This is a genomic window from Motilibacter deserti (assembly GCF_011250635.1).
GTDB lineage: Bacteria > Actinomycetota > Actinomycetes > Motilibacterales > Motilibacteraceae > Motilibacter_A > Motilibacter_A deserti.
This window is the reverse complement of record NZ_JAANNP010000004.1, coordinates 92746-104827: the sequence shown is the minus strand read 5'-3', so window position 1 is coordinate 104827 and position 12082 is coordinate 92746. Positions and strand designations below refer to the sequence as shown.

13 protein-coding genes are annotated in these 12082 nt (G+C 75.3%); 4 read left to right on the top strand and 9 right to left on the bottom strand.

All coding sequences use genetic code 11. The annotated features are described in order from the left end of the window. Positions 1-31 precede the first annotated feature (31 nt). From G9H71_RS10210 to G9H71_RS10200, 3 genes are all read left to right on the top strand, one after another. Positions 32-1474, top strand: a complete 1443-nt coding sequence (locus G9H71_RS10210) for an aldehyde dehydrogenase family protein (protein WP_331272888.1) — start codon at positions 32-34, stop codon at positions 1472-1474. A 153-nt stretch (positions 1475-1627) separates the two neighbouring features. Further along, complete coding sequence (locus G9H71_RS10205; RefSeq protein WP_166281387.1) at positions 1628-2095, top strand: SRPBCC family protein; 468 nt, start codon at positions 1628-1630, stop codon at positions 2093-2095. 105 nt (positions 2096-2200) lie between these two features. Further along, positions 2201-3043 carry a putative RNA methyltransferase gene (locus G9H71_RS10200; RefSeq protein ID WP_166281385.1) on the top strand — a complete coding sequence of 281 codons (843 nt, stop codon included), beginning with the start codon at positions 2201-2203 and terminating at the stop codon, positions 3041-3043. Positions 3044-3253: 210 nt separating this feature from the next. Here the strand turns inward: G9H71_RS10200 and G9H71_RS10195 are convergent, their stop codons facing one another. The 9 genes from G9H71_RS10195 to G9H71_RS10155 all read right to left on the bottom strand — a co-directional run bounded on the left by G9H71_RS10195 (position 3254) and on the right by G9H71_RS10155 (position 11659). Next, positions 3254-3838: a hypothetical protein gene (locus G9H71_RS10195; protein WP_166281383.1), complete on the bottom strand. Its 585-nt coding sequence runs from the start codon at positions 3836-3838 to the stop codon at positions 3254-3256. A 54-nt stretch (positions 3839-3892) separates the two neighbouring features. Then, positions 3893-4882, bottom strand: a complete 990-nt coding sequence (locus G9H71_RS10190; protein WP_196791931.1) for a glycosyltransferase family 9 protein — start codon at positions 4880-4882, stop codon at positions 3893-3895. Then, entirely contained in the window at positions 4873-5562 is a 690-nt protein-coding gene (locus G9H71_RS10185) for an SDR family oxidoreductase (RefSeq protein ID WP_166281381.1), read from the bottom strand. The genes G9H71_RS10190 and G9H71_RS10185 overlap by 10 nt, the downstream gene beginning before the upstream one ends. A 25-nt stretch (positions 5563-5587) precedes the next feature. Beyond that, positions 5588-7024 carry a D-glycero-beta-D-manno-heptose 1-phosphate adenylyltransferase gene (gene rfaE2 / locus G9H71_RS10180; RefSeq protein WP_166281379.1) on the bottom strand — a complete coding sequence of 479 codons (1437 nt, stop codon included), beginning with the start codon at positions 7022-7024 and terminating at the stop codon, positions 5588-5590. Beyond that, positions 7021-7659 (bottom strand): D-sedoheptulose-7-phosphate isomerase, encoded by a 639-nt coding sequence (locus tag G9H71_RS10175; RefSeq protein WP_166281377.1) that lies wholly within the window; start codon positions 7657-7659, stop codon positions 7021-7023. The genes rfaE2 and G9H71_RS10175 overlap by 4 nt, the downstream gene beginning before the upstream one ends. Next, positions 7656-8939, bottom strand: coding sequence for a glycosyltransferase (locus G9H71_RS10170; protein ID WP_166281376.1), 1284 nt, complete (start codon positions 8937-8939; stop codon positions 7656-7658). The genes G9H71_RS10175 and G9H71_RS10170 overlap by 4 nt, the downstream gene beginning before the upstream one ends. After that, complete coding sequence (locus G9H71_RS10165; RefSeq protein ID WP_166281374.1) at positions 8936-9901, bottom strand: glycosyltransferase; 966 nt, start codon at positions 9899-9901, stop codon at positions 8936-8938. Before G9H71_RS10165 ends, G9H71_RS10170 begins: the two co-directional genes overlap by 4 nt. A 10-nt stretch (positions 9902-9911) precedes the next feature. Next, the gene (locus tag G9H71_RS10160; protein ID WP_166281526.1) at positions 9912-10901 is read right to left on the bottom strand and encodes a glycosyltransferase family 9 protein; all 990 of its coding nucleotides are present in this window, start codon (positions 10899-10901) and stop codon (positions 9912-9914) included. A 134-nt stretch (positions 10902-11035) separates the two neighbouring features. Beyond that, positions 11036-11659, bottom strand: coding sequence for a D-glycero-alpha-D-manno-heptose-1,7-bisphosphate 7-phosphatase (locus tag G9H71_RS10155; protein WP_166281372.1), 624 nt, complete (start codon positions 11657-11659; stop codon positions 11036-11038). A gap of 192 nt (positions 11660-11851) precedes the next feature. Between G9H71_RS10155 and G9H71_RS10150 the strand changes: the two genes are divergently transcribed. Then, a complete protein-coding gene (locus G9H71_RS10150) occupies positions 11852-12079 on the top strand; it encodes a DUF6158 family protein (RefSeq protein WP_166281370.1) in 228 nt (75 codons plus the stop codon). The last annotated feature ends 3 nt before the right edge of the window (positions 12080-12082 follow it).

Genomic DNA, 12082 nt, shown 5'->3' with positions numbered 1-12082 from the left:
CCGTCGTCCACGGCAGAACTGGAGGCACCGCGTGGCCAGCACCTCTCCCCAGGCGCAGCACCTGATCGACGGTACGTGGGGAGCGGCGGGCACCCGTACGTTCGACGTCCTCGACCCCGCCACCGACGAGCTCGTCGGGACCGTCCCCGTCGCGGAGGGGCCGGAGGTGCGCGCGGCGCTCGACGCGGCGCTCACGGCGCGCGACGCGTGGGCACGGACCGCCCCCGCCGAGCGCGGCGCGTGGCTCGCCGGCGCGGCGGCACGGGTCCGCGCCGCCGCCGACGAGCTCGCCGAGCTGACCACGCGCGAGATGGGCAAGCCGCTCGGGGACGCCCGCGGCGGCGTGCTGGCCGGAGCCGGGACGCTCGCGCAGTACGCCGAGCTCGGGCCGCTGCATCGCGGGAAGGCGCTGCAGGGCGGCTGGGGCGCCAGCGACCTCATGCTGCCGCAGCCGCGGGGCGTCGTCGCGGCAATCGTGCCGTGGAACGACCCGGTCGCGGTCGCCTGCGGCCTGCTCGGCGCCGCGCTCGTCGCCGGCAACGTCGTCGTGCTCAAGCCCAGCGAGCGCTCCCCGCACACCCTCGTCCGGCTCGCGCAGCTGCTGGCCGAGGACCTGCCGGCCGGCGTGCTCGGCGTCGTCTGCGGCGACGGCTCGACGGGCGCCGAGCTCGCCGGAGCCGACGACGTGGACCTCGTGGCGCACGTCGGCTCCACCCGCGCCGGCCGGTCGATCGCGGCCGCCACAGCGCGTACGGGCGCGAAGGCGCTGCTCGAGAACGGCGGCAAGGACCCGCTGCTCGTCGACGCGGGCGTCGACCCCCGATGGGCCGCCGCACAGGCGGCGCTGGGCGCGTTCGCGAACGCGGGCCAGATCTGCACGTCGGTAGAGCGGGTCTACGTCCACGCCGACATCGCCGACGCCTTCCTCGCCGCGCTCGTGGACCGCGCCCAGAGCCTCCGGCTCGGCCCGGGCACCGACCCGGCGACCCAGCTCGGCCCGCTCGTCGATAGGCGGGCACGCGACGACGTCCACCGGCACGTCGAGGACGCCGTCAAGACCGGGGCGCGGCTGCTCTGCGGTGGAGAGGTCCCCGACGGGCCTGGCGCCTTCTACCCGGCCACGGTCCTCGCCGACTGCACCCCGGACATGCTCGTCATGCGGGAGGAGACCTTCGGGCCGGTGGCACCGGTGCAGGTCGTCTCCTCGTTCGAGGAGGGCCTGGCGGCCAGCGCCGAGTCCGAGTACGGGCTCGCGGCCACCGTGCTCACCGCGGACGTCGAGCACGCCCAGCGGGCCTGGCGCGAGCTGCCGGTGGGCACCGTCAAGGTCAACGCGGTGTTCGGCGGCGCTCCGGGTGGCGCCGCGCAGCCGCGAGGGGCCAGCGGGGCGGGCTTCGGCTACGGGCCCGAGCTGCTCGACGAGATGACGACGACGAAGGTCGTCCACCTCGGGTCGCCGGGCTCGGCGTCCTGAGCCGGATCGAGCGTCCCGGTTGCGAACGTCGGGGAACGAGGGCTCGCGGACGCCTCTGCACCTCGGGCTTGAACCAGGCCTGACGCGGTTTTCGGGCGCCTTGCCCCTGGGAATGCTGGTGATCGACCCCAAGCGACCCGAGGAGCATTTCGCATGAGCACCGTCGAGCAGTCGATCGACGTCGAGGTCCCGGTCTCGGCCGTCTACAACCAGTGGACGCAGTTCGAGACGTTCCCCCAGTTCATGGAGGGTGTCGAGCGGATCGACCAGGTCAGCGACACGATGACGCACTGGGTGACCGAGATCGCCGGCCAGAAGCGCGAGTTCGACGCCGAGATCACCGAGCAGCACCCGGACGAGCGCGTGGCGTGGAAGTCCGTCGACGGCACCACCCAGGCCGGCGTCGTCACCTTCCACCGCATCGACCCCAACACGACGCGGATCATGGTCCAGATGGACTACTCGCCCGAGGGCTTCGTCGAGCAGGTGGGCGACAAGCTCGGCTTCGTCGAGCGCCGCGTGAAGGGCGACCTCGAGCGGTTCAAGCGGTTCATCGAGAGCCGTGGCGGCAACGAGACGGGCGCCTGGCGCGGCAACGTCGAGGCTCCGCCCACCGCCTGATCCGTCGGCGACCGCAGCATCCGAAGGGCCGTTTCCTGCTTCAGGGAACGGCCCTTCGGCCTGTCTAACCGACGCGATGAGGACCGGGGCGGGCTAGCCTCGAGCGTGCTCGCCGACGCGGTCCCCTACCTGTCCTGCCCGTCCTGCACCCAGCCGCTCGAGCTCCGGGACGTCGTCGTGCGGTGCGCGAACGGCCATTCCTTCGACGTGGCACGGCAGGGGTACGTCACGCTGCTGCCGGCGGCCGGTCGGCTGGAGACCGGGGACAGCGCGCAGATGGTGGCGTCGCGCGACGCGTTCCTCGCGGCAGGGCACTTCGATCGGCTGCGGGCCGCGGTCACGGCCCACGCGGCCTCGTCGGCGGATGGAGTCCCCGGCTGCCTCCTGGACCTCGGCGCCGGCACGGGGTGGTACCTCGCCGACGTCCTCGACGCCCTTCCGGGCCGCGCCGGCGTCGCGCTGGACGCGTCCAAGCCAGCGCTGCGCCGCGCCGCCCGGGCCCACCCACGGATCGGCGCCGTTGCCTGCGACGCCTGGCAGCGGCTGCCCCTGCAGGACGCCACGGCCGCGGTCGTGCTCAACGTCTTCGCCCCGCGCAACGGCCCCGAGCTCGCGCGCGTCCTCGACCAGCGCGGTGCGGTCGTGGTCGCGGCGCCGACCCCGAGCCACCTGCACGAGCTCGTCGACGCCCTCGGGCTGCTCACCGTCGCCGGCGACAAGCGCCGGCGCGTCGACGCCGCGCTCGGACCGGGGTTCCGGGCCGGTGCGGACGAGCTGGTCGAGTACGCGGTGGCGCTCACCCGGCCCGAGGCGGCCGCGCTCGTGGCGGCCGGCCCGAGCGCACGCCACCTCGACGCCGCCGAGCTCGAGCGGCGTACCCAGGCACTGGGCGAGCGGACCGAGGTGACCGTCTCGGTCACCGTGACCGACTACCCCTTGGCCCGCTGATGAGGCGTCCTCTGCCGGGGAATGGCTGCTGACACGGCACTGTGTCGACGCGGGGCGTCGTCGCGGACCAGCGGTCGCCTACCGTGACGTGCTCCGGCGTCGTCCGCCCTCCCCTCCCCCGTGATCATGCACATGTGGCGAGTTGTCCACAGCCACAACGCCTGGGGACAACTCGCCACATGTGCATGATCAGCGCAAGAGTGGGTGGCGTCAGGAGGTGGAGGAGAAGTCGGCTTCGCGGATGCGCGCTTCGTGCTCGAGCGCTTCGCGCGTCACGCGGGCGAGGCCGCGCGTCGGCCACTGCTGCAGGTCGTACTGCGGCGGGAGCTTGGGGTGCGAGTGCGTCGTCCCTGCCTGCTGCGTCGGGCTCGCAGGAGCGGCGAGCGCCACCAGCTCGCGGTCGTCGACCGCCTCGGCGAGGGCCGGAAGCACGCCGGCGCGCTGCTCGCGCGCCAAGGCCACGACGGTCTCGGTCAGCTCCTCGAGCGCGGCGCCAGCGGCCGGTGTCGTGGGGTCCAGCCCCTCGAGCGCGACGACCTTCGCCTCCAGCTCGTCGAGGTCGGCCACGATGCCCCGGGACCGGTCGGCCCCGTCCGCCAAGGCCTCCTGCACCACCGGGAGCAGGAAGTGCCTCTCGTCGACGCTGACGCGGAGCGCCTCGAGCACCAGCTTGCCGACCAGCGCGCGGGCTCCGCGCAGGCCTTCTGCGTGCTCGTCGCGGGCGAGCTCGGCTAGCTCCGCGAGGTCGTGCAGGTAGCCGGCGAAAAGGGCGTCCAGGGGAACTCGACTGCTCATGGGCTGCCGGTACCCTCCGCTCAGCCCCGGCATGCCGGGACGGGGCCGCGATGATCAGGCGCGCAGCGCGCGCTTCGCCGCGTCCAGGACCTCGGGCACGGCAACGTCGAGCAGCTCGGGGACCGGGCTGGCTCCGAAGACGTCGCCCTCGCGCCACGGGTCGTCCGGGTCCCCGTGCCACACCACGACGTGACGCCCGGGCGGAGGCGGTCCCCAGCGGGCCGGCGGCGCCGGGCCAAAGACGGTGACGCTCGGGCGCTCGTACGCGAACGCGAGGTGGGCGATGCCGGTGTCCCCCGAGACGACGAGGGCGGCGTCGGCCACCAGGGCCGCGAGCTCGAGCAGGGAGGTGCTCCCGGCGAGGACGTCGTCGGCGGGAAGGCCCGCGCCGGCCGCGAGCCGCTCGGCGAGGCCACGCTCCCCCGCGGACCCGGTCACCACGATCCGGTGGCCCGCAGCTCGCAGCGTGGCGGCGACCTCCGCGAAGCGCTCCACCGGCCAGCGCCGGCTCGCGTACGCCGCGCCGGGGTGCACGACGACTGCTCCGGGGGCCGGGGACCCGGCATCCGGTCGCGCGAGCACGAGGTCATCAGGCTCGCACGGTTCCAGCTGCGACGCCACGAGGCGGCACCAGCGCACCCGCTCGTGCTCTGCCGGCTCCCACGCCGGCCCCTCGACGCCCGCAGCGGTGTTGGCGAAGGCCAGGAGCCGCCCGGGGCGCAGGGACGCGAGCAGCTGGTGGCTCTGCGGGCCGCTGCCGTGCAGGTTGACCGCCACCGCGGGCGGCGGGCCGTCCCAGGCAAGCGGCCCGTCGAGCCCGCGCGCGTCGGTGGTCGCGTCGACCGCCCCCGACAGCAGGGCGACCGGCGCGAGCGCGTCAGGCGTGGCCAGCACGAGGCGGTGTCCGGGCAGCGCCCGGCGCAGCCCCCGCAGCGCGGGGACGGCAGTCAGCAGGTCCCCGAGGCCGAGCGCGCGCAGGACGAGCGCGCTCGGCCGCGGGGTGCCGGGCGGAGCCGACTCTGCCGAAGGCTCGATTACGGCCAAGAGCTCTCGACGCTGGCCGCGACGAGCAGCTCGCGCACCTCGCACCCCTGCGGCTGCTTGAGCGCGAACAGCACCGTCTGGGCCACGTCCTGCGGCCGGTTGAGCTTGGCGTCGGGGCCGGGCTTGTACTGCGGGTCGCGGTCGTCGAAGAAGTGCGTCTGCATGCCACCGGGGATGAGCAGCGTGACGCCGATGCGCCCCTGGGTCTCCGCGTTGAGCGCGCGGGTGAAGCCCACCACGCCGAACTTCGAGGCGGAGTACGCCGTGGCGTCCGACAGCGCGCGCAGGCCCAGCGTGGACGCGACGGTCACGACCTTGCCGTGGCTGTCGAGCAGCGCGGGCAGGGCGGCGCGGACGACGGCCGCCGTGCCGAGCAGGTTGACGGCGATCACCCGCTCCCACTCCTCGGCGGCGACGTCCTCGAGCCGCCCGCATCGGTCGATGCCGGCGGCGGTGACGACGGCGTCGAGGCCACCGGCCCGCTCGGCGACCTTGCGGACCGCGGCCTCGGCGGCCCGGGTGTCGGCGATGTCGACGATCTCGTGCTCGACCTCGGCCTCGGGCGCGACCCGGTCGAGGACGTAGGCGGTGCCGCCGTCGGCCTGCACGGCCTCGACGACTGCCGCTCCGAGGCCTGACGAGCCGCCGGTCACCAGGACGCGGCCGACGGGGTTGCTCATGCTGTCTCCTTTGGACATCAGCGAATCAGGCATCTATGAATCGGGAGTTGCTGTTCGGTAGTGCAGCACCGCGGTCACGGGCGGTCCGGACGAGTGCGGTGGTGGACCGCCCGTCGAGGTAGGGCAGCACGACGGCTGCGCCTCCCCAGGACTGCACGAGCTTGGATTCGGGAAGCTCGGTTCCGGCGTAGTCGCCGCCTTTGGCCCAGACGTCGGGACGGAGCCCGGCGAGGGCGGCCTCGGGGGTGTCCTCGTCGAACACGACCACGGCGTCGACACAGGCCAGCGCCTCGAGCACGCGGCGACGGTCGTCCTGCGGCTGCAGCGGCCGCTCCGGGCCCTTGAGCCGGCGCACCGAGTCGTCGCTGTTGAGGCAGACGACGAGGCAGTCGCCGAGGGCGCGAGCGGCCTCGAGCGTCGCCACGTGCCCGGCGTGCAGCAGGTCGAAGCAGCCTCCGGTCGCGACGACCGTGCCGCCCGCCGCCCGTGTCGCCGCGATGACGTCGGCGACGCGGTCCGAGCCGGTGCCGGCGACGGATGCCGGCGGGGCGGCCGCGCCGACGCGTACGGCCGAAGCGCCGCCCGCGGCGACGAAGGCCGACGCCGCGGCGACCGCACCCGTGACGGCCTCGCTGGGCAGGGCGCCGTCGGCGAGCAGCCCGGCGGCGGCCGCCGCGAAACGGTCGCCGGCCCCGCACGGGTCGGCGCACGGCACGAAGGGAGCGGGAACGACGAGCGGAGCTCCCTCGCCGAACGAGAGCAGCGCGCCGCGCGCGCCGAGCGTCACCGACACCGCGGCAGCGCCCCAGCCACGGGCGAGCGCCTCGCCCCGCCGGCTCGCCGCGGCGACCGTGCCCTCGACGTCCGCGGGCACCCCGAACTCGACCGCGGCGCGTGCCGCCTCCGAGCCGTTCGGCGTGCAGAGCCGCGCGCCCGGGACCGGGGAGGCCCCGCGCGGGTGCGGGTCCCAGACCAGCGGCACGCGCGCGGCGGCCCGGGCCAGCAGCGTGCGCAGCGCGGGCGAGGAGGTGGCCCCGCGGCCGTAGTCGGCGACGAGCACCGCCGACGCCGACTCCAGCACCCGCGCGACCTCCGGCCCGGGGTCACCGACCGGGCCGTCCGCACCGCCGGTGTCGAGCCGGACGAGGGACTGGCCCGCCGAGCGGACCCGGGTCTTCACCGGCGTGCTGCCGCCCCACGGCACGGGCACGACCCGCAGGTGGGGTGCGAGGAGCTCGCGCAGGCGGGCCGCCGCGGCATCGTCCGCCAGCGGCGCGACGAGCACGACCTCCCGGCCGTCCTGCGCGGCGAGCAGCGCCGCGAGCGCTGCGCCGCCGGGGCGCGGCCGCTCCTCGGCCACGTCGAGCACCGGCACAGGGGCGTCCGGCGCCACGCGCTCGACGGCGCCGAGGACGTCGACGTCGAGCAGCGCGTCGCCGACGACGACGAGCGGCCCGCTCACGCGGTGGCCGCGGGGGTCAGCGGCGGCGCCGGGAGCTCTATCCGGTCGGCCTCGAGGTCGATCACGCCGAGCGCGGCGTCGAACGCGGCGCAGAGCATGTGCAGCCCGACGAGGTGGAGCTCCTGCACGGTGGCGGTGAAGGGCGCCTCGACGGCGAGCGCCTCGTCGGCCTCGGCCGCCAGCGGGTTGGGCCGCGGCCCGGTGAAGGCCCACGTCGTCAGCCCGGCGGCGCGCGCCCGGCGGACGGCGGCGATCACGTTGGGGCTCCGCCCGCTGGTGGACATGGCGACGAGCACGTCGCCGGGGCGGCCGTGGGCCTCCACCTGGCGGGCGAACACCTCCTCCACCGGGTAGTCGTTGAGCAGGGCCGTGAGCGTGGAGGTCTCCGCGTGCAGCGCGATCGCGCTGTAGGGCGACCGGTCGTCGCGGTACCTGCCGACCAGCTCCGCCGTGAGGTGCTGGGCCTGCGCTGCGCTGCCGCCGTTGCCGAGCGCGAGCAGCCGGCCCCCGGACACCAGGACGTCGGCGAGCTGGCGGCCCCAGCGCTCGACCGTCTCGGCCTCGGCGGCGAAGCCGTCGAGCGCCTCGGCGAGGACGCGAAGGTGAGCGCCTCCGGTCGGGGTGCAGCCGGTCATCGGACGGCCTCCCGCGGGCTGTCGGCGAGCAGGTCGATCTCGAGGTCCTCGTCGTCCTCGACGCCGGCGGCGCGGGCCTGCGCGGGAGCACCGCGCACGACGTCGGCGTAGACCGCCTCGGTGTCGAGCGCGATGCGGTCCCAGTTGTAGCGCGCCCGCGCCCGGTCGATGCCCGCGAGGCCGTAGCCCTCCCGGCGCATCGGGTCCGCGAGCAGGTGGCGCAGCATCTGGGCGAGCACGTCCGGGCGGTGCGGCGGCACGAGCGCCCCCGTCGTCCCGTCGACGACGGTGTCCTGCAGCCCGCCGACGGCGCTCGCCACGACCGGCAGCCCGCACGCCATCGCCTCCAGCGGCACGATGCCGAACGGCTCGTACCACGGCACGGTCACGAGCAGGTCGGCCGAGCGCAGCAGCGCGGGCATCTGCGGGCGGCCCACGCGGCCGAGGAAGAGGACGCGGTCCGCGACCCCGTGCCCGGCGGCGACCTCGCGCAGCCGGCGGACCTCGGGATCGGAGTCGAGGTCGCCCGGCTCAGGACCACCGGCGACGATCAGCTCGGTGTTGCGCAGCGAGGCCAGCGCGCGGATGACGTCGTCGACGCCCTTGCGGGCGACGAGGCGCCCGACCACGAGCAGGCGGTACTGCATGCCCGCCGTCGGCAGCTCCATCGTCGGGCCGGTGGGTGTGAAGTGGTCGACGTCGACCCCGCACGGGACGACCGACACCGAGGTGCGGCGGGCGCCCATGCGTACGAGCTCGAACACCTCGTCGCTGCAGGTGGCGATGATGCGCGACGCGTCGTGGCACACCGCCCGCTCGACCCGGACCCGGTCCTCCGGGCTCGTGTCGGCCGCGCCCTGGTGGCGCCGCTTGACCGTGCCGAGGGCGTGGAAGGTCTGCACGACCGGTACGCCCGTGCCCTGGGCGGCGAGCAGAGCAGCGAGCCCGCTCATCCAGAAGTGCCCGTGCACCACGTCGGGACGGTCCACCGCGAAGCGCGCGGCCAGCCCGGAGGCCAGCTCGCTCATGTGCGGCAGGAGGTCGTCCTTGGGGATCTCGGCCGGCGGGCCGGCGGCCAGGTGCTCGACGGCGTACCCGTCGAACACCTCCACCCGGTCCGGGAGCGCGGGAGAGTCACGGCGCGTGTAGACCGTCACCTCGTGGCCGCGGCGCGCGAGGGCAGCTGCCAGTGCCGCGACGTGGACGTTCTGCCCACCGGAGTCGACGCCCCCGATGCTCGCCAGCGGGCTGGCGTGCTCGGAGACCATGGCGATCTTCATCGCACCACCTCTCTCAACAAGCGGTCCCAGTCGCTGAGGAAGCGACCGAGCCCGTAGCGCTCGAGCGCGTAAGCCCGAGCAGCCTTTCCGGCCAGACGTGCGGCGTCCGGGTCCGACAGGAACCGGCGCACCGCTTCGGTCAGCACGTCCACCCGTGTGCTGAGGCATCCGGCTTCTTCAGGCACCGCCTCGACGGCTTCTGTAGAAGCGAGTACCACCACGGGCATGCCGAGATGCATCGCCTCGATGAGGGAGAGCCCCAGCGAGGTCCACCGCAACGGATGCACGTAGACGCGGCGGCGGGCCAGCTCCGCGTGCATGGCGGCCTGCGGCGGGTCCTCGTGCAGCGTGACGCGCGACGGGTCGAGCCCGAACTTCTCGTGCAACCCGGCGAGACGCATCCCGAAGACATCGAGCGGCGCCACCTCGGCGAATCGCGGCAACAGGTCACTGCCCGTGACACGCCCGCGACGGACCGGCTCGTTGATGGCGATGCCGGCGCGCGCGAGCTCGCCGGTGTAGAGCTCCCCCGGGTCGACGACCCCGTGCTCGACGACGACCGTCGGGGCCCGCCCGCTGTCCCAGAAGAGCTCGTTGAAGTAGGTCACGTGGGCGACCGGGATGTCGTCGCGGTCGGCCAGCGGATGGCGGGTCATCGGCACCTCGCCCTTGGGCGTGTTGTGCTCGACGAAGACCGCCGGCAGGTCCACCCCCGGCTCACGGCCGAGCCACTCGCGCACGAGCTCGAGGTCACGCGGGCGCTGCAGCACGACGACGTCGACCTGCTCGTCGCGCAGCTGCTCGGGCGTCACCTCCCGGGCGTTCGCCGGCCAGTCCCACGTGCGTGCACGGCCACCGCCGTCCGCCCCCCGGTCCGGGACGACCGGAAGCAGGTAGTCGTGCCCGCCCTGGACGAACGACGTCGTCCAGGACCCGTGCACGTGCCAGAGCAGCACCCTCACGCCGAGCCCCTCACAGTGGTGCGCCTCCTACTAGCTTGTCGACTGCGGCGGCGACGTCGTCCGCCGTCACCGTGGCCAGGCACGGATGGCCGGGCACCGGGCACTCGCGGGCCCTCGAGCCCGCGCACGCTGCCGCCTGGTCTCCGAGCAGGACGGTCGGGACGGCGTACGGCGCCCACCGGACCGCGGGGACGGTCGGCGCGAACAGCGACACCACCGGGGTGCCGACCGCCGCGGCCAGGTGCGCCGGGCCGGTGTTGCCCACCACGACGGCGGCGGCTCCGGCGAGCAGCGTCGCGGCCTGGGCCAAGGTCGTCCGCCCGCCCAGGTCGACCCCGGAGCTGCCGGCCACCTGGGCGGTCAGCGTGCGCTCGCCCGGCGATCCGGTGACCAGCACCCGCCAGCCACGGGCGGCCAGCGTCTCGACCGCTTCCGCGCATCGTAACGGCGTCCAGGCGCGGGCCGGCACGGACGCGCCCGGGTGCAGCACGACGTAGGGCACGTCGGCGGCCGCGGCCACGTCGTCGGGCAGGGCGGCCAGCGGGCGCCGCACCGCGAGCCTGCCGTCGTCACCCGCGGGCAGCTGGTAGCCCGCGGCGGCAGCGAGCGCGAGGTGCCGCTCGGGCTCGGGGACGTCCACGGACTCGTCGACCAGGTGCCGTACGTCGAGCAGCGACCCCGGATAGTCGGTGCTCGTGGCGGCGACACGCGGCACGCCGGCGAGCCGCAGCACGAGGGCCGTGGGCAGCGCGGACTGGTGGAAGGACGTGAAGACGACGGCCTCGTCGACGGCGAGCGACCGGATGCGGGACACGACGTCGGCGACGGAGGCCGGGTCGACGGCGGGCGGGCTGCCGACGATCCAGGGACAGCGCCACGTGACGACCTCGTCGACCCCGGGGAGCAGGCGGGCGGCCGCCTCGCCCTCCGGACCGGCCAGCACGACGACCTCGGCGGCACCGGCCGCGACGGCTCGGATCGCCGGGCCCGTGACGAGCATGTCGCCGGCGCTGTCGAGCCGGACGCAGAGGACCCGCTTGCCCGACCGCTGCGCCGTCGGCGCACGGTCCTCAGGAGCGGGCTGGAGCGCGGTGGGGCGGGGCGTCGAAGTCGGGTACGTGTCCCGAGGGGCGCTCAACGCCGGTCCAGCGAGGGACGGGCCTGCGCGGACGCGCCGGGGTCGTCTCCACCCAGCAGCAGGGCGACGGCCGCGCCGATGTCGTCGGCGACCTCGTCCGCGGCGTCGACCTCGGCGGCAAGCGTGACGGGCGTCGGCACGAGCACGCCGCGGGCACCGGCGGCACGCGCGGCGCCCACGTCGGCGCCGATGTCCCCGACGACGGCCACGCGGGCCGGCGCGACGCCCAGCCGGTCGGCGGCCGCGAGGACCATGCCGGGCGCTGGCTTGCGGCACGCGCAGCCGTCGCCCGGCCCGTGCGGGCAGACCTGGACGTCGTCGAAGGGGCCGAGCAGCTCCAGGACGCGCGCGTTGACGGCGTCGGCCTGATCCCGGGTGATCATGCCGCGGGCGATGCCGCTCTGGTTCGTGACCATCCCGATCCGCACGCCGCGGGCCCGCAGCCGGTCCAGTGCCTCGCGCGCGCCGCGCACCGGCTGCACCAGCGCGGGGTCGCCGTTGTAGGGGACGTCGACGACCAGCGTGCCGTCCCGGTCGAACAGGACGACCTCGGGCGGCGGCAGGGGACGCCCGCTGGGCGCGCTGCCACCGTCGCTGAGGACGGCACGCGGAGAGCTCACGCCCGGACTCTAAGCGGAAGATCTGAGGTTGGCAGCTACTGACCCCCTCGTGTCTCCTACGAGGACCCCCTGCACGTGACCCGTACGGGCTAGTCCCCCCGGGGTCCGGGCCGCCCGCAAGATCGCGGCGTGACCGACGGGCATCGCGGGTAGGCCGGGAGTCGATCGCCGAACGGCACGAAGGAGAGAGCCATGGCCGGGGTTCCCGCCGACCAGCTCGACGAGCAGGACCTGCTGCGCGAGCTCGCCCACCTGCACGAGACCCGTACGGAGACGCTCCGGCACGGGTCCGACGACGCGCTGGAGGCCCACACGGAGCGCACGCAGGCCCTCGAGGCCGAGTACCTCCGCCGTCACCCGGAGCGCGAGGTCGACCCCGCCCGGCTGCGCTCCGGGGCGCGGGCGCGCGACGCGGGCTGAGCA